19 protein-coding genes and 7 tRNA genes are annotated in these 24,071 nt (G+C 53.1%); 6 read left to right on the top strand and 20 right to left on the bottom strand.

Annotation, left to right across the window (positions count from 1 at the left end; translation table 11 throughout):
• Positions 1-26: 26 nt before the first annotated feature.
• From ybeY to miaB, 3 genes are all read right to left on the bottom strand, one after another.
• Positions 27-494, bottom strand: a complete 468-nt coding sequence (gene ybeY, locus DFO56_RS02985; RefSeq protein WP_045508988.1) for an rRNA maturation RNase YbeY — start codon at positions 492-494, stop codon at positions 27-29.
• Positions 491-1,537 carry a PhoH family protein gene (locus tag DFO56_RS02980; protein ID WP_045508990.1) on the bottom strand — a complete coding sequence of 349 codons (1,047 nt, stop codon included), beginning with the start codon at positions 1,535-1,537 and terminating at the stop codon, positions 491-493. Before DFO56_RS02980 ends, ybeY begins: the two co-directional genes overlap by 4 nt.
• 142 nt (positions 1,538-1,679) lie before the next feature.
• Complete coding sequence (gene miaB / locus DFO56_RS02975) at positions 1,680-3,104, bottom strand: tRNA (N6-isopentenyl adenosine(37)-C2)-methylthiotransferase MiaB (protein WP_020457022.1); 1,425 nt, start codon at positions 3,102-3,104, stop codon at positions 1,680-1,682.
• Positions 3,105-3,275: 171 nt separating this feature from the next.
• On the opposite strand from miaB, the gene ubiF reads away from it, so the two are divergent.
• Positions 3,276-4,451: a 3-demethoxyubiquinol 3-hydroxylase gene (gene ubiF / locus DFO56_RS02970; protein WP_045508992.1), complete on the top strand. Its 1,176-nt coding sequence runs from the start codon at positions 3,276-3,278 to the stop codon at positions 4,449-4,451.
• 29 nt (positions 4,452-4,480) lie between these two features.
• Here ubiF and DFO56_RS02965 read toward each other — a convergent pair whose 3' ends face one another.
• The 13 genes from DFO56_RS02965 to nagB all read right to left on the bottom strand — a co-directional run bounded on the left by DFO56_RS02965 (position 4,481) and on the right by nagB (position 12,075).
• Complete coding sequence (locus DFO56_RS02965) at positions 4,481-5,068, bottom strand: hypothetical protein (protein ID WP_045508994.1); 588 nt, start codon at positions 5,066-5,068, stop codon at positions 4,481-4,483.
• Between the two features lie 119 nt (positions 5,069-5,187).
• Positions 5,188-5,262, bottom strand: a tRNA-Gln gene (locus tag DFO56_RS02960).
• A 33-nt stretch (positions 5,263-5,295) separates the two neighbouring features.
• Positions 5,296-5,370, bottom strand: a tRNA-Gln gene (locus DFO56_RS02955).
• Between the two features lie 45 nt (positions 5,371-5,415).
• Positions 5,416-5,492, bottom strand: a tRNA-Met gene (locus tag DFO56_RS02950).
• A 28-nt stretch (positions 5,493-5,520) separates the two neighbouring features.
• Positions 5,521-5,595, bottom strand: a tRNA-Gln gene (locus tag DFO56_RS02945).
• Positions 5,596-5,630: 35 nt separating this feature from the next.
• Positions 5,631-5,705: transfer RNA gene (locus DFO56_RS02940), tRNA-Gln, on the bottom strand.
• A gap of 23 nt (positions 5,706-5,728) precedes the next feature.
• Positions 5,729-5,813 (bottom strand) — tRNA-Leu (locus DFO56_RS02935).
• Between the two features lie 8 nt (positions 5,814-5,821).
• Positions 5,822-5,898: transfer RNA gene (locus DFO56_RS02930), tRNA-Met, on the bottom strand.
• A 218-nt stretch (positions 5,899-6,116) separates the two neighbouring features.
• Positions 6,117-7,781, bottom strand: a complete 1,665-nt coding sequence (gene asnB, locus DFO56_RS02925; protein ID WP_045508996.1) for an asparagine synthase B — start codon at positions 7,779-7,781, stop codon at positions 6,117-6,119.
• A 256-nt stretch (positions 7,782-8,037) separates the two neighbouring features.
• A complete protein-coding gene (locus DFO56_RS02920; RefSeq protein WP_020457025.1) occupies positions 8,038-8,790 on the bottom strand; it encodes an HAD-IIA family hydrolase in 753 nt (250 codons plus the stop codon).
• 42 nt (positions 8,791-8,832) lie between these two features.
• Positions 8,833-10,053 (bottom strand): N-acetylglucosamine repressor, encoded by a 1,221-nt coding sequence (locus tag DFO56_RS02915; protein WP_045508999.1) that lies wholly within the window; start codon positions 10,051-10,053, stop codon positions 8,833-8,835.
• 9 nt (positions 10,054-10,062) lie between these two features.
• Positions 10,063-11,211, bottom strand: coding sequence for an N-acetylglucosamine-6-phosphate deacetylase (nagA, locus tag DFO56_RS02910; RefSeq protein ID WP_045509002.1), 1,149 nt, complete (start codon positions 11,209-11,211; stop codon positions 10,063-10,065).
• Positions 11,212-11,274: 63 nt separating this feature from the next.
• Complete coding sequence (gene nagB, locus DFO56_RS02905; protein WP_017455911.1) at positions 11,275-12,075, bottom strand: glucosamine-6-phosphate deaminase; 801 nt, start codon at positions 12,073-12,075, stop codon at positions 11,275-11,277.
• Positions 12,076-12,406: 331 nt separating this feature from the next.
• On the opposite strand from nagB, the gene nagE reads away from it, so the two are divergent.
• The 5 genes from nagE (at position 12,407) to DFO56_RS02880 (ending at position 21,268) form a co-directional block, all read left to right on the top strand.
• Positions 12,407-14,425 carry an N-acetylglucosamine-specific PTS transporter subunit IIBC gene (gene nagE / locus DFO56_RS02900; RefSeq protein WP_072051627.1) on the top strand — a complete coding sequence of 673 codons (2,019 nt, stop codon included), beginning with the start codon at positions 12,407-12,409 and terminating at the stop codon, positions 14,423-14,425.
• A gap of 114 nt (positions 14,426-14,539) precedes the next feature.
• The gene (locus DFO56_RS02895) at positions 14,540-14,971 is read left to right on the top strand and encodes a membrane lipoprotein lipid attachment site-containing protein (RefSeq protein ID WP_045509005.1); all 432 of its coding nucleotides are present in this window, start codon (positions 14,540-14,542) and stop codon (positions 14,969-14,971) included.
• An 83-nt stretch (positions 14,972-15,054) separates the two neighbouring features.
• The gene (gene glnS / locus DFO56_RS02890; protein WP_045509008.1) at positions 15,055-16,722 is read left to right on the top strand and encodes a glutamine--tRNA ligase; all 1,668 of its coding nucleotides are present in this window, start codon (positions 15,055-15,057) and stop codon (positions 16,720-16,722) included.
• 448 nt (positions 16,723-17,170) lie between these two features.
• A complete protein-coding gene (gene chiP / locus DFO56_RS02885; RefSeq protein WP_020457031.1) occupies positions 17,171-18,568 on the top strand; it encodes a chitoporin in 1,398 nt (465 codons plus the stop codon).
• Positions 18,569-18,613: 45 nt separating this feature from the next.
• The gene (locus DFO56_RS02880; protein WP_045509011.1) at positions 18,614-21,268 is read left to right on the top strand and encodes a beta-N-acetylhexosaminidase; all 2,655 of its coding nucleotides are present in this window, start codon (positions 18,614-18,616) and stop codon (positions 21,266-21,268) included.
• A 116-nt stretch (positions 21,269-21,384) separates the two neighbouring features.
• Here DFO56_RS02880 and fur read toward each other — a convergent pair whose 3' ends face one another.
• From fur to ybfF, 4 genes are all read right to left on the bottom strand, one after another.
• Positions 21,385-21,831: a ferric iron uptake transcriptional regulator gene (gene fur / locus DFO56_RS02875; protein ID WP_007373881.1), complete on the bottom strand. Its 447-nt coding sequence runs from the start codon at positions 21,829-21,831 to the stop codon at positions 21,385-21,387.
• 291 nt (positions 21,832-22,122) lie between these two features.
• Entirely contained in the window at positions 22,123-22,653 is a 531-nt protein-coding gene (fldA, locus tag DFO56_RS02870) for a flavodoxin FldA (RefSeq protein WP_170956365.1), read from the bottom strand.
• A 163-nt stretch (positions 22,654-22,816) separates the two neighbouring features.
• Positions 22,817-23,098 (bottom strand): LexA regulated protein, encoded by a 282-nt coding sequence (ybfE, locus tag DFO56_RS02865; RefSeq protein ID WP_017455918.1) that lies wholly within the window; start codon positions 23,096-23,098, stop codon positions 22,817-22,819.
• A gap of 132 nt (positions 23,099-23,230) precedes the next feature.
• Complete coding sequence (gene ybfF, locus DFO56_RS02860; protein ID WP_045509066.1) at positions 23,231-24,004, bottom strand: esterase; 774 nt, start codon at positions 24,002-24,004, stop codon at positions 23,231-23,233.
• Between the last annotated feature and the right edge of the window lie 67 nt (positions 24,005-24,071).

The following is a 24,071-nucleotide window of genomic DNA, read 5'->3' as shown; positions in this document are numbered from 1 at the left end:
TGGCGCGCAGCAATCTGCGCGCCAACTTACTCTTTCTCGGAAATGTACGGATCCTCATAGCCCAGAGCAAGCATTATCTCTGTCTCGATCCCTTCCATCTCTTCGGCTTCATCATCCTCAATATGATCGTAACCGAGCAGGTGTAAACTACCGTGCACCACCATGTGCGCCCAGTGTGCGTCCAGTGGTTTGCCTTGCTCCTGGGCTTCCTGTTCCACAACCTGGCGGCAAATGATCAAATCGCCAAGCAGCGGCATTTCGATACCCGGCGGCGCTTCAAACGGGAAAGAGAGCACGTTAGTCGGCTTATCTTTCCCGCGGTAGGTCAGGTTCAGTTCATGGCTTTCCGCATTGTCGACCACGCGAATGGTGACTTCCGCTTCTTCCTGAAACTGCGGGATAACGGCGTCAAGCCACTTCTGGAACTGCGCTTCTTCCGGCAGGCCGCTGTTATCTTCACACGCCAGCTGTAGATCAAGGATCACCTGACTCATTTTTGCTCCTGCTCCTGGGCTTCGCGTTTGCGCTCGGCGGCCAGTTCTGCTTTACGTTTCTGTTCGGCCTCTTCCCAGGCTTCATAGGCGATAACGATACGGGCAACCACCGGATGGCGCACCACATCTTCGCTGTGGAAGAAGTTAAAGCTGATTTCGTCGACGTTCGCCAGCACTTCAATGGCGTGACGCAGACCGGACTTGGTATTGCGCGGCAGGTCAATCTGCGTGACATCGCCGGTAATCACCGCTTTGGAGTTAAAGCCAATACGCGTCAGGAACATCTTCATCTGTTCGATGGTGGTGTTCTGGCTCTCATCAAGAATGATAAACGCGTCGTTTAGCGTACGGCCGCGCATATAGGCTAACGGCGCGACTTCAATGACGTTGCGCTCTATCAGCTTTTCGACGCGTTCAAAGCCAATCATTTCAAACAGCGCGTCATACAGCGGGCGCAGATAAGGATCGACTTTTTGGCTGAGATCGCCGGGCAGGAAGCCGAGTTTTTCACCTGCTTCTACCGCCGGGCGCGTCAGCAGAATGCGGCGTACTTCCTGACGTTCCAGTGCATCCACTGCTGCGGCGACCGCGAGGTAAGTTTTACCGGTTCCCGCCGGGCCAACGCCGAAGGTGATGTCGTGATCGAGCATATTGGCGACGTACTGCGCCTGGTTCGGCGTGCGCGGTTTAATCACACCACGCTTGGTCTTGATATGAATCGCTTTGCCGTACTCCGGCACGCTCTCGGCGCTCTGCTCCAGCACGCGCGCTTCTTTGATAGCCAGATGGATCTGTTCCGGTTCGATATCCTGGATCTGGCCGCGCATCGGCGCGGTATCGACATACAGGGTGCGCAGAATATCGGCGGCGGCATTAACGCAAATTTCGCGTCCGGTGAGTTTGAAGTGATTATCGCGGCGGTTGATTTCGATGCCCAGTCGCCGCTCCAGTTGTTTGATGTTGTCGTCAAACGGGCCGCACAGACTTAGCAGACGTGCGTTGTCCGCTGGCTCAAGGGTAATTTCACGCGTATCTATATTCAAACTGTTCCTCTTTTCGATGTGTCGAGGGCTATGCCCATTAGGGAATTATTCACGGCATATAAAGAAGTCGCAAGCATTGCGCAAGATGTTGGGGCCGGCGAGGGGAAAAGCAAGGCCTGCCAGAAATGGCAGGCCGGTGGTATTACGGTTGGTACAGACCGACGCCGAGGTCGTTCTCTTTACGCGTACGGGCAATAACAGATTGTGGCGATTCCACCACGCGCAGACCCATTTCTTCTTCGGTACGCACCAGCACGCCGCGCAGGGAGTTCGGGTAGACATCAACGATTTCCACATCGACAAATTTACCGATCATCTCTGGCTTGCCTTCGAAGTTCACCACGCGGTTATTTTCGGTGCGGCCGGACAGCTCCATGATGTTCTTACGAGAAGTCCCTTCCACCAGGATGCGCTGCGTCGTGCCAAGCATACGGCGGCTCCAGGCCATCGCCTGCTGGTTAATACGCTCTTGCAGAATGTACAGGCGCTGTTTTTTCTCCTCTTCCGGCACATCATCTACCATATCGGCAGCGGGCGTGCCCGGGCGTGCGGAGAAGATAAAGCTGTAGCTCATGTCGAAGTTAACATCGGCAATCAGCTTCATGGTTTTTTCGAAATCTTCGGTGGTCTCACCCGGGAAACCGACGATAAAGTCGGAGCTAATCTGAATGTCCGGGCGCGCCTCGCGTAGTTTACGGATGATCGCTTTGTATTCCAGCGCGGTATGCGTGCGGCTCATCAGATTCAGTATGCGGTCAGAACCACTTTGCACCGGCAGATGCAGGAAGCTCACCAGCTCCGGCGTGTCGCGATAGACGTCAATGATGTCATCGGTGAACTCAATAGGGTGGCTGGTGGTGAAACGGATGCGATCGATACCATCAATCGCCGCCACCAGACGCAGCAGTTCGGCAAAGGTGCCGATACTGCCGTCAAAGTTCTCACCGCGCCAGGCGTTCACGTTCTGGCCGAGCAGGTTCACTTCACGCACGCCCTGCGCCGCCAGTTGCGCGATCTCAAACAGGATGTCATCGGCAGGGCGGCTGACTTCTTCACCACGGGTATAAGGCACCACGCAGTAAGTACAGTATTTGTTACAGCCTTCCATGATCGATACAAACGCAGTCGGACCTTCGGCGCGCGGTTCCGGCAAACGGTCGAATTTTTCAATTTCCGGGAAGCTGATATCGACTACCGGGCTACGGGTGCCGCGCACGGAGTTAATCATTTCCGGCAAGCGGTGCAGGGTTTGCGGCCCAAAAATAATGTCGACATAGTGCGCGCGCTGGCGAATATGATCGCCTTCCTGAGACGCCACGCAGCCGCCAACACCGATAATCAGATCGGGGTTTTTCTCTTTCAGCAGCTTCCAGCGGCCCAACTGATGGAAGACTTTTTCCTGAGCCTTTTCACGGATTGAGCAGGTATTAAGCAGCAGCACATCCGCTTCTTCCGCCACCTCGGTCAGTTGATAGCCGTGCGTGGCATCCAGCAGATCGGCCATCTTCGATGAATCGTATTCGTTCATCTGACAGCCCCAGGTTTTTATGTGGAGTTTTTTTGTCATCGACTTGCTCTTGCTTAAGTTCGTATACCCTGAGTATGACGGGTATCAGCCAGGATTGCAGGCCGCGTATTGTAATGCTTTGGTCGCGTGCTGACCAGTATGACGGTTGTCAGCCTCACGGGGTAAAAAATCCGGTAAACTTAACGGATTCTCGTTGAAGGACAAATAGCCATGACAAATCAATCCACTGAAGTTGCCATCGTTGGCGGCGGAATGGTCGGCGGAGCGCTGGCGCTGGGGCTGGCGCAACATGGTTTTGCCGTGACCGTGATTGAAAAACAGGAACCCGCGGCGTTTGATGCAACGTTACCGCCGGACGTACGTATTTCGGCAATCAGTGCCGCATCGGTGGCGTTGCTGCGCGGGCTGGGCGTCTGGGAGAGCATTCAGGCTATGCGCTGTCACCCTTATCGGCAACTGGAAACCTGGGAGTGGGAAAATGCGCATGTGCTGTTCGACGCTCGCGAGCTGAAGTTGCCGCTGCTCGGTTACATGGTGGAAAACACGGTGCTCCAGCGTGCGCTGTGGGAGGCGTTACAGGCGCACCCGCAGGTAACGCTACTTACGGCGAAAGAATTAACCGCGCTGCATGCGCACGATGCGCATCAGCAATTAACGTTTGCGGATGGTGATACGTTAACCGCGAAACTGGTGGTAGGGGCCGATGGCGCGAATTCCTGGGTACGACAAGCGGCGGGAATTGGCATTCACGCCTGGCAGTATCAGCAATCCTGCATGTTGATCACCGTTCAGTGCGAACACGAAGCGGGTGACAGCACCTGGCAACATTTCACGCCTGCTGGTCCGCATGCCTTTTTACCGCTGTTTGATAACTGGGCATCGCTGGTGTGGTATGACAGCCCGGCGCGTATTCGTCAGTTGCAGACATTAACGATGGCGCAACTGGAGCAGGAGATTGCCCGACATTTCCCGGCGCGCTTAGGTGCCGTTAAACCGGTTGCTGCGGCCTCTTTTCCGCTGACTCGCCGCCATGCGCTGCAGTATGTCAGGCCGGGGCTGGCGCTGGTGGGCGACGCAGCGCATACCATTCATCCGTTGGCCGGGCAGGGCGTTAATCTGGGGTATCGCGATGTGGATGCGCTGCTGGATGTATTGAGCAGCGCGCGTACGCAGGCGGAAGCCTGGACCAGCCATGCGGTGTTGAAGCGTTATCAGACGCGACGTATGGCGGATAACTTTATTATGCAAAGCGGAATGGATCTGTTTTACGCCGGGTTCAGTAACACCCTCGGCCCGGTGCGGCTGCTGCGCAATATCGGCCTGATGGCGGCAGATCGCGCCGGTGTGCTGAAACGGCAGGCGCTGAAGTACGCATTAGGATTGTAAAAGGTCTGCGGGCGCAGCGCCCACAGTACTCACATAATGGCCAATAACTTATCCAGTGCCGTGTGCGCGCCTTTTTTGTCGATAAAAAAGGCCTGATACCCGTCAATTCCTTCAAGCTGTTGCAGCGCCCATTGGCCATTGTGCATTTTGCGCAGCAACAGCACTGTGCGGTAAAGCGGCACCAGCAGAATAATCAGCGCCACGAAGGCTGCCGCTCCATAGCCAGGGGAGATCGGGTTTGCGCTGGCCTGCTGCACCACTAGCGCGACAGACACAACTTGCAGCACGAGCCTGGCGAGCAGTGTCCGCATACAGAATTGCTGAAGGCGCTGTGGCGTAGAGAAGCAGGGATTTTTCAGCGATGAGCGTGTTTCCTGCACCGGAATGCCCTGCACATACACCGTCCAGTGAATTGTCTCCTTCAGCAGCAGGGCCTGGCCGCTTTCGCTCAGCGTATGCAGACGCATGGATATGACGACCGGGAAGATCAACCCCATACAGAGGCCATAAAAGATCGGCGCGGAGAGGCCCATAAAAGCAAGACCGAAACCGGTCACCACAAAGAGTACATACAGCGGGGCATAAATTAACAGGGCAGTGTTTTGATAGTTCATCATGCCGGCTCAGAGGAGAGAGGCGGGTAAATTACCATACGGTTTATGCAGTGATTAACTACCAACATCCGGGGATGTGCAGAAAACAAAAAAGCCCGCCGAAGCGAGCTTTTTTGTTTTGTTGGCTGGGGTACGAGGATTCGAACCTCGGAATGGTGGAATCAGAATCCACTGCCTTACCGCTTGGCGATACCCCAAAAGTGCGTTCGCGAAAGCAAACGTCTTTGAGATGGCTGGGGTACGAGGATTCGAACCTCGGGATGGTGGAATCAGAATCCACTGCCTTACCGCTTGGCGATACCCCAACAAATCTTTTTCAGGTTTAACGTCTTAACATTAGACCTTAAATATGGTGGCTACGACGGGAATCGAACCTGTGACCCCAGCATTATGAGTGCTGTGCTCTAACCAGCTGAGCTACGTAGCCAAGTTTTACTGCTTTTCCAGTCATCGACTGGCTGGGGTACCTGGATTCGAACCAGGGAATGCCGGTATCAAAAACCGGTGCCTTACCGCTTGGCGATACCCCAACGACTAGTGCGTTTCGCAGGAGTCGAAGAAGAGATGGCTGGGGTACCTGGATTCGAACCAGGGAATGCCGGTATCAAAAACCGGTGCCTTACCGCTTGGCGATACCCCATCCGTGCAACGCTTACCTGGGAATGGTGCGGGAGGCGAGACTTGAACTCGCACACCTTGCGGCGCCAGAACCTAAATCTGGTGCGTCTACCAATTTCGCCACTCCCGCAAAAAAGATGGTGGCTACGACGGGAATCGAACCTGTGACCCCAGCATTATGAGTGCTGTGCTCTAACCAGCTGAGCTACGTAGCCATCTTTTTTCGCGTTACCTTATCGGCGTTGCGGGGCGCATTATGCGTATTGGGCCTTACAGCGTCAATACCTTTTTCATCGAAAATTGCCGGAATGTGACTGTTTGGTTAGGTTGCGAACAGCATGACGCTTTATTGGGCGAAAATTGATTTTATTCATTAAATCAGCGCACAAAAAACAACAGGCCCCGCAGGGCCTGTAAGAATAACCATTACTTATTAATAAGCTGACTGGTGAATACCAACCGCGCGACCTGACGGATCGTTCATGGTTTTGAAGGCTTCGTCCCATTCGAACGCTTTTGCGGAAGAACAGGCAACGGACGGGCCGCCGGGAACACATTCCGCCGCGCTTGCCAGCGGGAACAGCTCTTCAAAAATTTCGCGGTACAGATACGCTTCTTTCGATGCTGGCGTGTTGTACGGGAAACGGTAGCTGGCCGTTGCCAGTTGTTGATCCGTAACCTGCTGCGCCGCAACTTCTTTCAGCGTATCGATCCAGCTATAACCCACGCCGTCGGAGAACTGCTCTTTCTGGCGCCATGCCACGCTTGCCGGCAGGTAGGACTCAAAACATTCGCGCAGAATGTGTTTCTCCATTTTGCCGTTGCTGCCGCACATTTTGTCTTCCGGGTTGATACGCATCGCCACGTCGAGGAATTTTTTATCCAGGAACGGTACACGCGCCTCCACGCCCCAGGCGGACATCGCTTTGTTTGCACGGGCGCAGTCAAACATATGCAGGGCCTGCAGTTTACGCACGGTTTCTTCGTGCAGCTCTTTGGCATCCGGCGCTTTATGGAAATAGAGATAACCGCCAAACACTTCATCGGAACCTTCGCCGGAGAGCACCATTTTTATGCCCATCGCTTTGATTTTACGGGACATCAGATACATCGGCGTCGAGGCACGAATCGTCGTCACGTCATAGGTTTCGATGTGGTAAATCACATCGCGAATCGCATCCAGTCCTTCCTGCACGGTGAAATGAATTTCATGGTGCACGGTGCCAAGATGGTTGGCGACTTCCTGCGCCGCTTTCAGATCCGGCGCGCCTTTCAGACCCACAGCGAAGGAGTGCAGTTGCGGCCACCAGGCTTCTGATTTCTCCTGATCTTCAACGCGACGGGCGGCGAATTTTTTGGTGATCGCGGAAATCACCGAAGAATCCAGACCACCCGAAAGCAGCACGCCGTACGGCACATCGGACATCAGGTGGCTTTTCACCGCGTCTTCCAGCGCCTGGCGCAGTTCCGCTTTGTCGGTCACGTTGTCTTTTACTGCATCGTAGTCAAACCAGTCGCGCTGATAATAAGAGCGGATTTCACCGTCTTTGCTCCACAGGTAGCTGCCTGCCGGGAACTCTTTAATGGTGCGGCAAACCGGCACCAGCGCTTTCATTTCTGACGCCACGTACAGGTTGCCGTGTTCGTCGTGCCCCATATACAGCGGGATAATGCCGATATGGTCGCGGCCAATCAGGTAAGCATCTTTTTCACTGTCGTACAGGGCGAAAGCGAACATACCTTGCAAGTCGTCGAGGAATTCCGGCCCTTTTTCCTGATACAGCGCGAGGATCACTTCACAGTCAGAACCGGTCTGGAATGAGTAACGGTCGCCATATTCTGCGCGTAGCGCCTGGTGGTTATAAATTTCACCGTTCACTGCCAGCGCATGTGTTTTCTTCTCGTTGTAGAGCGGCTGTGCCCCGGCGTTAACGTCAACAATAGACAGACGTTCATGCGCCAGAATGGCTTTATCACTTGCATAAACACCGGACCAGTCCGGGCCGCGGTGGCGCATCAGTCGGGATAATTCCAGCGCTTTTTTACGTAATTCGACTGCGTCGGTTTTAATATCCAGTACGCCAAAAATTGAACACATAGACTTCTCCGTTAACCTTGAATGCAAAGCTGTAATGTTGTGTGCTTGCAGTCAAAATGCCGCAAAAACGGGGCAGCGCGCAAGCCTTTTACCGCGCTGAAAGTAAAAAGTGCAATGATGATTATTGAATGCTGAAAAAAGAGTATGCATAAGACTCTGTTATTGATGAATCGGCAAAATAATGCGCTTTTTATTGAATGGTGTTCTTTTTGACAGGGGCGAAAATAAAAAAACACGCCCGAAGACGTGGTGAAGTTTAGATAACGTCGATTTCCGCGACCGAGGGGTAAATCCACGACGGGCGAAACGGCATACTGTCGATATCATCGATGCGTGACACACCAGAGAGTACCAGGATAGTTTCAAGCCCGGCCTGGAAACCCGCCAGGATATCGGTGCGCAGGTTATCGCCCACAATCACCGTCTGTTCGGAATGCGCCTGCATAGTGTTGAGCGCCGCACGGATAATCCATGGACTGGGTTTGCCGACATAGAAAGGTTTGCGGCCGGAAATTTTTTCAATACCTGCACACAGCGCACCGCAGGCTGGGTAGTATCCACGACCGTGGGTGTCAGGGTTGGTGGCGATAAAGCGCGCGCCGTTCGCCACGAAGAACGCTGCTTTATGCATCATTTCCCAGTTATAGGAGCGGGTCTCGCCAACGATGACAAAATCCGGGTTGATATCGGTAATGGTAAAACCAGCTTTGTAAAGCTCGTGGATCAGTGCGCCTTCGCCCACCACATAGGCTTTTTTCCCTTCCTGGCGTTTAAGAAAATCAGCGGTCGCCATCGCCGAGGTATAAAAGACGCTGGCAGGCACATCAATCCCCGCGGAGACAAAGCGGTTCGCCAGATCCTGGCCCGTTTGCGAAGGGTAGTTGGTCAGTAGTACCAGCGGCATGCCTTTTTCAAGGATGCGGGAGATAAACTCCGCAGCACCCGGTACGGCAACGTTGTCGTGCATCAGCACGCCGTCAATATCACAGATTACATTCTGAATGGTCATGGACTGTCCGGATAAAAAAATAAGTATTAACGATAGACGCTGTTAGTTTTCCAGCAAACGTTGCAGCAGCAGACCGTTCAGCATAGCGCGTTTTACCAGCGCAAACGCGCCGATCGCCGAGCGGTGATCCAGCGCGGAAGGCACCACCGGCAAGTTTTTGCGAAACGCTTTTAACGCCTGAGTGTTAATGCACGCCTCAATGGCCGGGAGCAGCACTTTTTCTGCGTCAACAATTTCCCCGGCGATCACCACTTTCTGCGGGTTAAACAGGTTAATGGCAATGGCGATGGTTTTACCCAAATGGCGACCAACATATTCAATCACTTCACAGGCCAGCGCATCGCCTTTGTTGGCGGCTTTGCAGATGGTTTTGATAGAGCAATCTTCCAGCGTCAGGCGGCTCTGGTAGCCCTGTTCCAGCAGGTGACGAACGCGGTGTTCTATTGCGGCATTGGCGGCGATAGTTTCCAGACAGCCAAAATTGCCACAGTGGCAGCGTTCGCCCAGTGGCTCGACTTGCACGTGTCCAATTTCGCCGACGTTGCCGTTACGACCGATAAAAATGCGCCCGTTAGAGATAATCCCGGCGCCCGTCCCGCGGTGCACGCGCACCAGAATGGAGTCTTCACAATCCTGGCTTGCCCCAAAATAGTGCTCGGCCAGCGCCAGACTGCGAATGTCATGCCCGACAAAACAGGTCAATTTGAAACGTTCTTCAAGGGTTTCCACCAGCGCCCAGTTTTCAACCTGAATATGCGGCATATAGCGAATCACACCGCTTTCCGGGTCTACCAGGCCCGGCAGAATAACGGAAATCGCGATCAGTTCGCGGATCTTACGCTGGCTGGTTTCAATAAAGTGGCTGATGGTATTGAGCAGCGCGTGTTCCAGCGTTTCCTGGGTACGTTCGGGCAGCGGGTAATGCTCTTCCGCCAGCACTTTGCTGCTTAAATCGTACAAGGTCAGTGTGGTGTCGTAACGCCCGAGGCGCACGCCGATAGCCTGGAAACTGCGGGTTTCGGTAACAATGGAGATAGCGCGGCGGCCCCCGGTGGAGGCCTGCTGATCGACTTCTTTGATCAGCCCGCGTTCGATGAGCTGGCGCGTGATTTTTGTCACGCTGGCGGGAGCAAGCTGGCTTTGTTCGGCAATCTGAATGCGCGAAATGGGGCCGTGTTGGTCAATCAGGCGGTAAACCGCCGCGCTGTTAAGCTGCTTTACGAGGTCAACGTTACCGATTTGAGCTTGTCCGCCTGATGTCATACCGTCTCTTTATGCAGTGACGACCTCGTTGCCATTAACGATGGTCTTGATGATTTTATAATCGCGCGTGAACGCCGTCAGGTTCGCCACTTTCCCCGCGGCGAGACTTCCCAGCTTTTCGTCAACGCCAATGGCGCGAGCGGGGTAGAGGGTTGCCATACGCAGCGCTTCATCCAGCGCAATGCCGACATGCTCTACCAGATTTCGCACCCCTTCGATCATCGTCAGGGAGGAACCGCTCAGCGTTCCGTTTTCGTCCACGCACAGTCCATTACGGTAGTATATTGTTTTGCCAGCAAAAATGAACTGCTCAATATTCGCGCCTGCTGGCGCTGTCGCGTCAGTTACCAGGCAAAGTTTGTCGCCTTTCAATCGCTTAGCATTACGGATATTAACGTAATCGACATGCAGGCCATCTGCAATCACGCCGCAGTAAACGTCTGTGTCATCAAGCACTGCGCCTGCCAGACCGGGTTCACGGCCGGTAATATACGGCATGGCATTATATAAATGTGTGGCGAACGTGATCCCGGCGCGGAAACCGGCTTTTGCTTCTTTTAACGTTGCATTGGAGTGACCGGCAGAAACCACAATGCCCGCATCAGCTAACTGGCGAATCACCTCGGTGCCCGCCATTTCCGGGGCCAGCGTAACTTTGGTGATCACATCGGCGTTCTGGCACAGGAAGTCGACTAACGCCGGATCCGGTTTACGCACGAATTCCGGGTTGTGCGTGCCTTTTTTAACAATATTCAGCCACGGCCCTTCCAGATGAAGGCCCAGCGCCTGATTTGGGTATTTAGCCAGGTAATCGCGCATTACCTGCACGCCCTGTTTCATTAATTCATCGCTGGTGGTAATCAGCGTCGGCAGGTAGCTGGTGCAGCCGGATTTCTCATTTGCCTGCTGCATGATTTCCAGCGTTTTTACGCTAACGGCTTCTGCGGTGTCGTTAAACTGTACGCCGCCACAGCCGTTGAGCTGCACGTCGATAAAACCGGGGGCAAGGATGGCACCATTCAGCGAGCGTTGTTCAATTCCTGTTGGCAGCTCAGCCAGCGGACAAAGGCGTTCAATCAGACCATTGGCGATGACCAGCGCATGGTCATCCAGAATTTCATGGCCGGTGTAGATTCGGCCCTGGGTTAAAGCATACATAACGACCCCCGGTTAACTAGGTATACCGCTCCGCAGGATCCGCCTCGCGGAGCGGGAACTGACTTACAGACCTTTAATATTTTCCGCTTCTAACTCGTTGAAGTATTTCAACGTTTTCACTTTCAGCTCCATCGTGGACGGTTCGTCACAGACGATGACGGCTTTCGGGTGTAACTGCAGGCAACTGATGGTCCACATGTGGTTAACGTTGCCCTCAACAGCCGCCTGCAGCGCCTGCGCTTTCACGCCGCCGAGCACCAGGATCATCACCTCTTCCGCATCCAACAGCGTACCCACGCCAACGGTCAGTGCGTATTTCGGCACCTGATTAACGTCGCCGTCAAAGAAGCGAGAGTTCGCCACGCGAGTGTCATGGGTCAGGGTTTTAATACGGGTGCGCGAGGCCAGCGAAGACGCCGGTTCGTTAAACGCGATGTGCCCATCGTTGCCTACGCCACCCATAAACAGGTGAATTTTGCCGTAAGAGCGGATTTTTTCTTCATAACGGCGACATTCTGCGTCAATATCCGGCGCGTTGCCATCAAGCAGGTTAATATTTTCAGCCGGAATATCAACGTGATCGAAGAAATTTCGGTGCATAAAGCTGTGGTAGCTTTCCGGGTGATCTTTCGGCAAGCCGACATACTCATCCATGTTAAAGGTGACAACATGCTGGAAACTAACCTGGCCTGCTTTGTGCATCTCAACTAACGCTTTGTACGCGGTGAGCGGAGTTCCACCGGTTGGTAAGCCGAGAATAAACGGACGGTCTGCGGTTGGTTTGAACGCGTTGATACGATTGACGATATGGCGGGCTGCCCATTTGCCGACTTGTTCAGCTGTCGCCAGGGGAATCAGTCTCATTGTTCACCTCTAAAGTTAAATGAAGAAAGTTGGCGGAATGCGTGCTAACTCAGCGTTAAGCGTAACCTGGTTCGCGCCAGAGAGAAGGGAGCAATCCGTCCTGATATTTTTAATCATAAAATAAGTTTTACCTGTTTGCCAGTGATTGGGAGGGTGATTGACGATACTTAGTGATTTTAATCACAGAAAATACGCTTTTAATTTGCGAGGCGAATTAATTTTTCACACACTCTGTCAGGTAGTGAGAAAATAGCCGTGATTTCAGGGTTAGTGACACAATAAAAAACGACTGTTTCAGTGAGCTCTCATCGGGTTCATAGGGGGAATAAAAGTGAGTATTCTAGGTTATCTGCAAAAGATCGGCCGTGCGCTAATGGTGCCTGTCGCCACGCTGCCTGCGGCGGCAATTCTGATGGGTGTCGGGTACTGGATTGACCCGGTTGGCTGGGGTGGTCAAAACGCACTGGCGGCGTTTTTCATCCAGTCCGGCTCCGCCATTATCGATAACATGGGCGTGCTGTTCGCGGTGGGTGTCGCTTACGGTATGTCAAAAGACAAAGATGGTGCTGCGGCGCTGGCTGGCTTTGTCGGCTTCCTGGTTCTGACCACGCTCTGTTCACCGGCAGCAGTGGCAATGATCCAAAAAATCCCTGCGGATCAAGTTCCGGCCGCGTTTGGCAAAATCAAAAACCAGTTCGTCGGTATTCTGGTGGGGATTATTGCCGCTGAACTCTATAACCGCTTTAGCAGCGTTGAGCTGCCGAAAGCGCTCTCCTTCTTTAGCGGTCGCCGTCTGGTGCCGATCCTCACCTCGTTTGTGATGATCGTTGTTGCTTTCATCATGATGTATATCTGGCCGGTCGTGTTTAGCGGTCTGGTGGAATTTGGTGAAAGCATTCAGAAACTCGGCTCCGTGGGCGCTGGCGTTTACGCCTTCTTTAACCGCCTGTTAATTCCGGTCGGTTTGCACCACGCGCTCAACTCTGTGTTCTGGTTTGACGTAGCAGGTATTAACGATATTCCTAACTTCCTTGGTGGCGCGCAGTCTATTGAAGCCGGTAAAGCGGTGGTCGGTATCACTGGCCGTTACCAGGCAGGTTTCTTCCCGATCATGATGTTCGGCCTGCCGGGCGCGGCGCTGGCGATTTACCACTGTGCACGTCCGGAAAATAAAGCCAAAGTTCTGGGTATCATGATGGCGGGCGCGTTTGCCTCGTTCTTTACCGGTATCACTGAACCGCTGGAATTCTCCTTTATGTTCGTTGCGCCGGTACTGTATGTGATCCATGCAGTGCTGACAGGGATCTCCGTATTTATCGCCGCGAGCATGCACTGGATTGCCGGTTTCGGCTTCAGCGCCGGTCTGGTGGATATGGTGCTCTCCTCGCGCAACCCGCTGGCGACCCAGTGGTGGATGCTGATCCCGCAAGGTCTGGTGTTCTTCGTTATCTATTACGTGGTTTTCCGTTTCGCTATCACCAAGTTCAACATGCTGACTCCGGGTCGCGAACTGGCTGTTTCCGGCGACGAAGCGGATGGTCAGGATATGAATGTCAGCGGTAACACCGAGCAGGATGTGAGTGGCCTGGCGCGTCAGTATATCGCCGCGATTGGGGGGTCTTCTAACCTGACCGGTATTGACGCCTGTATCACTCGTCTGCGTTTAACGGTGAAAGACTCTTCGCTGGTGAACGAATCCATGGCGAAACGTCTTGGCGCCTCAGGCGTTATTCGCCTGAACAAAACCGGCGTGCAGATTATCGTTGGTTTCGTGGCGGAAAAAATTGCCGACGCGATGAGAACGGCAGGTGATGTCCCGGCTGCAGCCAATGCTGCTCCGGCAGCGGCTCCGGCGGCATCGGTAAAGCCGCAGGCGGTACCGAACGCGACAACCATCGCTGAATTGGTATCGCCTGTAACCGGTGAACTGGTGGCGCTGGATCAAGTGCCGGATGAAGCCTTTGCCAGCAAAGCCGTGGGTGATGGCGTGGCAGTGAAACCGACGGATAAAACCGTAGTTTCTCCGGCTGCGGGCACCATTGTGAAAATTTTCAACACTAACCATGCCTTCTGCCTGGAAACCGAGAAAGGTGCGGAAATCGTTGTCCATATGGGCATTGATACCGTGGCGCTGGGCGGCCAGGGCTTTACTCGCCTGGTTGAAGAAGGTGCGGAAGTGGTAGCGGGACAGCCGATCCTCGAAATGGATCTGGAATACCTCAACGCGAATGCCCGTTCAATGATTAGCCCGGTGGTGGTCAGCAATATCGACGACTTTAGCGGTCTGGTTATCAAGGCGCAGGGCGCGGTGGTTGCTGGTCAGACTCCGCTGTATGAAATTAAAGGCTAATAGCTCCTGAGTAAGCTTTCATGCCTTAAGCGGCGGGGGAATATCCTCCGCCGCTTTTTTTTGCCTTGCATTTAATCAGTGCCATACTGATGTCGCTTTTATCAAGGGGATGATATGAAAAGGATAATTTGCGCGTTCTTTATCGCACTGACGTTAAGCGGCTGTATTCCACGTTACGCCACGCTGCGTCCACACTATGAAGTGGATGTGCGTAATCCGGCCGGGGAACCGATCTCAACGGCAATGATGTGGGTCAGCACCGGGCGTTCACCGCCGGGGTACTATCCGCCGCCGGAAGCGTTTCGAGCCGATCGGCAAGGCCATATCGACGTGGAGAAAAAATCCCAGTGGGAAAATATGATTTTCTTTTTGCACGGGACGAATTTCTATTCGTGGGGCTGGTGTATTGAAGCGCCGGGTTATGTTCCGCAAAAAGGCGAGGGCGATGAGATAGCGAGCCCGGTCATCCTTAAACCGACCACGCAAGATTTACGCTGCCGACAAGCGCAGGACGTAGCTGAATACCTTTCTTCCGGGCATCAGTGATTTGTATAAGTAAAGGTTGTTTCCTGCGTCCTCTTATTAGATCATATGCCGTTATACGTTGTTTACGCCTTGAGGAACCTGTGATGAGTGAGGCAGAAGCCCGCCCGACTAACTTTATTCGCCAGATCATTGATGAAGATCTGGCCAGTGGTAAGCACACTACCGTCCATACCCGTTTTCCGCCGGAGCCAAATGGTTATTTGCACATTGGCCACGCGAAATCGATCTGCCTGAACTTTGGTATCGCCCAGGATTACCAGGGGCAGTGCAACCTGCGTTTCGATGACACAAACCCTGCAAAAGAAGACATCGAATACGTTGAATCTATTAAGAACGACGTGCAATGGTTGGGCTTTCACTGGTCTGGCGATATCTGCTACTCCTCGGATTATTTCGACAAGCTGTACGAATACGCGATCGAGCTTATCAACAAAGGCCTGGCCTACGTTGACGAGCTCTCCGCTGATGAGATCCGCGAATATCGCGGTACGCTGACGGCACCAGGTAAGAACAGCCCGTATCGCGATCGCAGCGTGGAAGAGAACCTGGCGCTGTTTGAAAAAATGCGCGCGGGTGGCTTCGAAGAGGGTAAAGCGTGCCTGCGTGCGAAGATCGATATGGCGTCGCCGTTTATCGTGATGCGCGATCCGGTGCTGTATCGCATTAAATTCGCCGAACATCACCAGACCGGTAACAAGTGGTGCATTTACCCGATGTACGACTTTACCCACTGCATCAGCGATGCGCTGGAAGGCATTACTCATTCACTGTGTACGCTGGAATTCCAGGATAACCGCCGTCTGTATGACTGGGTGCTGGATAACATCACCATTCCGGTTCACCCGCGCCAGTACGAATTTTCGCGCCTGAATCTGGAATACACTGTGATGTCCAAGCGCAAGCTGAACCTGCTGGTCACTGACAAGCATGTTGAAGGCTGGGACGATCCGCGTATGCCGACCATCTCCGGTCTGCGCCGCCGTGGTTACACCGCAGGCTCTATCCGCGAATTCTGCAAACGTATCGGCGTCACCAAACAGGACAACACCATTGAGATGGCTTCTCTGGAGTCCTGCATCCGTGAAGATCTGAATGAAAACGCACCGCGTGCAATGGCGGTTATCGATCCGGTGAAGCTGGTTATCGAAAATTACCCGCAGGGCAGCAGCGAAATCGTTAGCATGCCGAACCATCCGAATAAGCCGGAAATGGGCACACGTGACGTGCCGTTTAGCGGTGAAATCTGGATCGATCGCGCAGATTTCCGCGAAGAAGCCAACAAACAGTACAAGCGTCTGGTACTGGGTAAAGAGGTTCGTCTGCGTAACGCTTACGTCATCAAAGCAGAACGTGTGGAGAAAGATGCCGACGGCAACATCACCACTATTTTCTGTTCTTACGATGCGGACACGCTGAGCAAAGATCCGGCCGATGGTCGCAAAGTGAAAGGGGTTATTCACTGGGTGAGCGCACAGCATGCGCTGTCGGTCGAAATCCGCCTTTATGATCGTCTGTTCAGCGTCCCGAATCCGGGGGCGGCCGAAGATTTCCTGTCGACCATCAACCCGGAATCGCTGGTTATTAAGCAAGGCTACGCCGAACCGTCATTGAAAGAAGCAGAGGCGGGCAAAGCTTACCAGTTCGAACGTGAAGGTTATTTCTGCCTCGATAGCCGTCATGCAACCGCTTCCAAACCGGTGTTCAACCGCACAGTGGGTCTGCGCGATACCTGGGCGAAAATCGGCGACTGAGTAAGTCAACCAGAAACCATTGGGTTAAAGCGCCGCTTTCAGCGGCGCTTTTTTTTGCTTATCCATTAGCTTGTTACACTTTATATACATTCGCGACGCGAATTAATATGTCTTCTCATTGATGCTTTTACTGAACAGATGGAAAGCATTTTTGTGGTTTTAAAAGTCGATTCTAATGTGTAATCGCTATCAATTAGTATTAATATCTTTGTTTTTCCGATTTTTATTTGTTGTTTTCCTGTTTTATGTAACATGTTTCAAAACACTACGGAATATGTGCTCTTCGTCATAATCCTGTCATTTTGCCGCTAAAAAACATTGATAATTCGCGTCGCGAAAAATAGTCTTAAGTCGGTAGTGAATTCGGGGGGGTTCGTAACTACCTAAACTATTTGACCTTTTTTCGTCATCTCCGGCGATTTTTTAATACGTCTAGAAGGAATCACTCATGCGTACGTTTAGTGGCAAACGTAGTACGCTGGCGCTGGCAATCGCCGGTGTCACAGCAATGTCGGGCTGGGTTGTCTCTCCACAGGCTCATGCAGCAGGCTTTATCGATGATTCCACGCTCACCGGCGGTATCTATTACTGGCAGCGTGAACGTGACCGCAAAGATGTTCTGGAAGATAAATACAAAACCAACCTTTCCCACTCGACATGGAACGCGAACCTGGATTTCCAGTCCGGTTACGCCGCCGATATGTTTGGTCTGGATATTGCTGCCTTCACCGCCATCGAGATGGCGGAAAACGGCGACAGCGCGCATCCGAACGAAATCGCTTTCTCCTCCAGCAATAAAGCCTACAAAGAAGACTGGTCAGGTGATAAGAGCGGGGTCAGCCTGTATAAAGCCGCGGCGAAATTTAAATATGGCCCGGTATGGGCGCGCGCAGGTTACATCCAGCCAACCGGCCAGACGCTGTTAGCGCCGCACTGGAGCTTTATGCCAGGCACTTATCAGGGCGCTGAAGCCGGGGCGAATTTTGACTACGGCGATGCCGGGGCGTTGAGTTTCTCCTACATGTGGACCAACGAGTACAAATCGCCGTGGCATATCGAGATGGACAAGTTCTATCAAAACGATAAAAAGACCAAAGTTGATTACCTGCATTCGGTTGGCGCGAAATATGACTTTAAAAACGATCTGATCCTGGAAGCCGCGTTTGGTCAGGCTCAGGGGTATGTCGATCAATATTTCGCAAAAGCCAGCTACAAATTCGATATCGCGGGCAGCCCGCTGAGCACCAGTTACCAGTTCTATGGCACACGCGACAAAGTCAGTAATGGCGGCGTAAACGATATTTATGACGGCACGGCGTGGCTGCAGGCGCTGACATTTGGCTACAAAGTGGGGCAGGTCGATCTGCGTCTGGAAGGAACGTGGGTAAAAGCGGATGGCCAGCAGGGCTACTTCCTGCAACGTATGACGCCGACTTACGCTTCATCCAACGGTCGGCTGGATATCTGGTGGGATAACCGCTCTGACTTTAACGCCAACGGCGAAAAAGCGGTGTTCTTCGGTGCGATGTACGACCTGAAAAACTGGAACCTGCCGGGCTGGACGGTGGGCGCGTCTTACGCTTACGCCTGGGATGCGAAACCCGCAGATATGGCAACGCCAGATGCCTATTACGATCCGAACTACCGCCTGAAAGAGTCTTCTTACAGCCTCGATGCAATTTACACCCTGCAGGAAGGGCGTGCGAAAGGCACGATGTTCAAATTGCACTTCACCCAGTACGACAACCATTCCGACATCCCGAGCTACAGCGGCGGTTATGGCAACATCTTCCAGGATGAGCGCGATGTGAAGTTTATGGTTATCGCACCGTTTACCATTTTCTGATGAGCGCATGCCGGGTTCGGCCCGGCAAACTACAAGGAATACGTAATGAAAACAATTCGTTTAAGTATGCTCGCCAGTGCCGTACTGGCGATGCTGGGCAGCACTGCGGCGCTGGCGAATCAGAGTACCGTGGATGCTATCAGCCAGTTTCATCTTAACTATGCGGTGAAAGATAATTTCGCCGCGCAACACGGCGTTGACTGCGCGAAACTCGGCGCCGATTGGGCCTCCTGCAACAAAGCGGTGATCACACTGACCAATAATGGCGACGCGGTAACCGACAAAGCGTGGGCCATCTATTTTCACAGCATTCGCCCGGTGCTGGAGGTAGCAAACGAGCAGTTCAAAGTAACCCACATTATGGGCGACCTGCATAAGCTGGAACCGACCGACAAATTCACCGGTTTCCCGGCCAGGCAGGCGATAGAGATCCCGATTATCAATGAATACTGGCAGCTGTTTATCACCGATGTGTTGCCGCGCTGGTACGTCACCGCCGACGGCGCGACGGCGAAAGTCATTGCTAATACGGACACGGAAGATTTATCCCGCTTCGTTACGCCGCTTGATAATCAGTGGAAACGTACGCCGGGCGACAAAAATATCCTGATGACTGCCGAGGCGCGTTTTGAGAAAAATAGCGATGTGAAAACGCTAAACCTCGCATCGCTACGTGGTCAGATTGTGCCAACACCGCAGCACGTTAACATCCACGGGCAGGATGTCGACCTGAGTAAGGGCGTGAAGCTGGATCTCTCAGCGCTCAGTGCCGATGCACAGGATGCAGTAAAATCGCGTTTTGCATTGCTGGGGGTGAAAGAGGGCAATTATCCGCTGCGGACTGAAATTGCCAGCAACGTCTTTAGCGGCGATGAGGCGGTTTCTGGCGCGTACCGTCTGCACATTGGCACGAAGGAAACCGTGGTGACCGGCTACGATCAGGCGGGCGTGTTCTACGGTCTGCAATCGCTGCTGTCGCTCGTTCCTGCGACGGGCGAGATGAAGATTGCCGCGCTTGAAGCGAAAGATGCGCCGCGTTTTGACTATCGCGGCATTCAGTTGGATGTCGGTCGCAACTTCCACAGTAAAGCGGCGGTGCTGCGTCTGTTGGATCAGATGTCGGCGTACAAACTCAACAAATTCCATTTCCATCTTACGGATGATGAAGGCTGGCGTATTGAGATCCCCGGCTTGCCGGAACTGACCGATATCGGCAGCAAACGTTGTCATGATTTGAGTGAGAAAACGTGTCTGTTGCCACAGTTGGGCTCCGGGCCGGACAGTAACAACAACGGCAGCGGCCACTTTAGCCGTGCGGATTACATTGAGATCCTCAAATACGCCAAAGCGCGACAGATTGAAGTGATCCCGGAAATCGATATGCCAGCTCATGCGCGTGCAGCGGTGATCGCGATGGAAGCGCGTTACGATCGCCTGATGAAAGCGGGCAAAGAGAAAGAGGCGAATCAATATCGTCTGCTGGATCCGACAGACACCTCGAACACCACCGGTGTGCAGTTCTATAACCGTACCGGCTATCTCAATCCGTGCCTTGATTCGTCGCGTAACTTTGTGGACAAAGTGATTGGTGAAATCCAGCAAATGCATAAAGAAGCCGGGCTGCCGCTGAATACCTGGCATTTTGGCGGTGACGAAGCGAAAAATATCTATCTGGGCGCAGGTTATACGGATCAGAAAAAACCGGAAGCGGGCAAAGGCATTATCGATCAGAGCAATCAGGATAAGCCATGGGCGAAATCGCAAGCCTGCCAGGCGATGATCAAAGAGGGCAAAGTTGCCGATGTTGAACATCTCTCCAGCTATTTCGGTGTGGAAGTCAGCAAGCTGGTGAAAGCGCACGGCATTGATACTATGCAGGCGTGGCAGGACGGTTTGAAAGATGCCAAAGACGCGTCGGTGTTCGCCACCGATCATGTCAATGTTAACTTCTGGGATACGCTCTACTGGGGCGGTTTTGATTCGGTGAATGACTGGGCGAACAAAGGCTTCCGTGTTGTCGTCTCCAATCCTGATTATGTGTATCTCGACTTCCCGAATGAGGTCAACCCGGCGGAAAGCGGCTATTACTGGGGCACGCGTTTTAGCGATGAACGTAAGATTTTCAGCTTCGCCCCGGACAACATGCCGCAGAACGCGGAAACCTCGCTCGATCGTGATGGCAACCCGTTTAGCGCGAAGTCCGATAAACCGTGGCCTGGCGCGTATGGCCTTTCCGCGCAGCTGTGGAGCGAAGTGGTGCGCACCGATAACCAGATGGAGTACATGATCTATCCACGTATGGTTTCGGTGGCTGAACGCGCATGGCATCGTGCGGGCTGGGAGCAGGATTACAAAGCCGGACGTGAATACAAAGGCGGCGTGACACATCTGGTGGATGTGAAAGCGCTGGAACGTGACTGGCAACGCTTTGCGAACCTGTTAGGTCATCGCGAACTGGCGAAACTGGATAAGGCCGGGGTTCATTACCGCCTGCCAGTACCGGGCGCGCGCGTGGTCGGTGGAAAACTTGAAGCCAATACCAGCTTCCCTGGCATGGTGGTTGAGTTCTCAACCGACGGTGGCAAAAACTGGCAGCGCTACGACGATAAAGCGCGTCCGCAGGTGAGCGGGGAAGTGCAGGTGCGCACCGCCAGCCCGGACGGTAAACGCTTTAGCCGTGTCGATAGCGTAAAAGCGTAATGTGATGCAGCGATTAAACCCGGTGGCGCGAGCTTGCCGGGTTTTTTCTTTTATTGCCGATGTTGCAGGCAAAAAAAAGCCAACCGTCAGGCTGGCTTTTTAGGTTTCAAAAGCAGTTATTTCGCGTCGTGCGCGTGTTCATCTTCGCGGCAGTCACCTTCGGCGCAGTGGCCGTAAAGGTAAAGACTGTGGTTAGTCAGGCGAATGCCGTGTTTCGCGGCAATTTCACGCTGACGCGCTTCAATGGAGTCATCACTAAATTCAATCACCTTGCCGCAATCGAGGCAGATCAGGTGATCGTGGTGATGTTGCTGAGTCAGTTCAAAAACGGACTTGCCGCCTTCGAAGTTATGACGGGTCACAATCCCGGCGTCGTCAAACTGGTTCAGTACACGGTAAACCGTTGCCAGCCCGATCTCTTCGCCCATGTCGATCAGTCGTTTGTATAAATCTTCCGCACTGACATGATGGTTATCCGGTTCCTGAAGCACTTCAAGGATTTTTAACCGAGGAAGCGTGACTTTCAGGCCGGCCTTCTTTAATGCGGTATTGTTGTCAGTCATGCGGAATCTGTCCTGTTGCTATACGATTCACTTCCTTAGCGGAAGTTATAAGGAATGCACCTGGGGTAATGCGTCTCATTATAGAACTGCCATGGCTGGATGAAAACTGCAAGCCCTCAAGTAAAGTAAGCTTATAAAACGTGGTGTCGCCAGCAAAGTCCTTTGCGACGGCACCCAGTTTAGCAGGGCTCATTGTACAGCGATGGAGAAAAAAGTTAAAAATTTGTAGCAATTATTTCCATTGCTTTTATCTATTAATACGGCGTAACCCACAGATTACGCCGTAGAAAATCAGGCGTTAATGATATCGTCCAGGTGCAGCTCTTCACGAACCTGTTTTACCCATTTCTGTACGCGTTCTGAGGTCATCTCGGGTTGACGGTCTTCGTCAATCGCCAGGCCAACGAAGTGGTCGTCGTCCGCGAGACCTTTAGAGGCTTCAAAATGGTAGCCCGCAGTCGGCCAGTGGCCAACGATGGTCGCGCCGCGCGGTTCGATGATATCGCGAATGGTGCCCAGTGCATCGCAGAAGTATTCCGCGTAATCTTCCTGGTCGCCACAGCCGAACAGCGCAACTAATTTACCGTTAAAGTCGATCTCTTCCAGCGTCGGGAAAAAGTCATCCCAGTCGCACTGCGCTTCACCATAGTACCAGGTAGGGATGCCGAGCAACAGAATGTCATACCCTTCGATATCTTCTTTGCTGCTCTTGGCAATGTCATGTACGTCGGCAACGTCTTTACCAAGCTGACTCTGAATCATTTTCGCGATGTTTTCGGTGTTACCGGTGTCGCTGCCGAAGAAAATGCCTGTAATTGCCATGAGTAAAATAACCTCTTGAAACTTAATGAGTATGGTGATGGCGCTACGCCCACAGATAAGGGCAATCATAGCAGAACAGGGAAGCACGCGGAAACTGCTATCGCGTCGGACTGCACTGTATGACACATGAAAGTGTTATTTCGATGATGTTTCGGAGGATTCGCTAGCCGCGCAAAGCTTTCAGCTGCGCCAGCAGCATCTCTTCGATAAGCTCGCTGCGGCTCATATCTCGCGCTTCTGCCAGTTCGTTTAACGCATCGACGGCTTCCACGTTAAGTTTTAATTCGACACGCTTAAGCCCACGAACTTTATCGCGTTTTAGCTGATTGCGTTTATTGATGCGCAACTGTTCATCGCGCGAGAGCGGGTTTGTCTTCGGCCGTCCCGGGCGACGCTCATTCGCGAACAGATCTAGTGTCGTACGGTCCGTTTGTTCTTTAGCCATGGTCTAAGCATACTACGGGAAAAACAAGCAATCGGGCGGCGCGCCCGGGCTGAATAGCGCGCCATCATACATCAGCACAACGGACACGCCAACGACCGGGCGCGTTGAAACGACCAGTCGCCGCCTTTTTAATCAATTTGTCTTTTCAGCGAGATAGCGACGGATAGCGCGCAAAACCGCATCGGGTTTCTCGGCATGTACCCAATGACCTGCACCTGCAATCACATGTGCTCGCGCCTGCGGGAACTGCGCCAGCAGCGCGTCACGGTAGGCTTCAGTGACGTAAGGGGAGTTTCCTCCGCGAACAAACAGGGTCGGTTTATGCCATGCAGGAATCGTTTCCCAGCCGACAATATGCGGGTATTGATCCCATAACACCGGCACATTGAAACGCCATGCGCCGTCGACAAAGGATTTCAGCAGGAACTGAATGACACCTTCTTCATTTATATGTTCGCGCATCAGGGCCGCGGCTTGCTGGCGAGTGGATGCCCCGGCATCGCTCACCGCATTGATGGCGGCAAAAATTTCGTCATGGCGTCGCACCTGGTAATCCACTGGTGCAATATCAATCGCCACCAGTTGATCAATACGCTCCGGCGCAAGCGCTGTTAACGCCATCACCGCTTTACCGCCCATGGAGTGGCCAATAAAGGTCGCTTTATCGAGCTGATGGGCATCCAGCGTATCCAGCAGATCCTGCGCCATGGCCGGGTAGTTCATTTCTGAAGCGCGTTCTGAAAGACCGTGGTTACGCATATCCACTTGCAACACATCATGATCCTGAACCAGCTCACGGGCGAGCACGCCAAGGTTATCGAGGCTACCAAAAAGACCGTGAACAAGTACGATCGGAGAATTGTTGTGCGGATGTTGCGCAGTTTGCGCGCGCGTATTCAATTTCATGGCAAAGTTCTTTTTTTCACTCATTCGGGTTAGGTTATTATGTTGAACATTCTGCCGCCCGGCCGCA

Origin of the sequence: Kosakonia sp. AG348 (assembly GCF_003337365.1) — a bacterium.
In the GTDB taxonomy this organism is placed as follows: Bacteria; Pseudomonadota; Gammaproteobacteria; order Enterobacterales; family Enterobacteriaceae; genus Kosakonia.
Note: the sequence above shows the minus strand (reverse complement) of the source record. Positions and strands in the feature narration are given on the sequence as shown.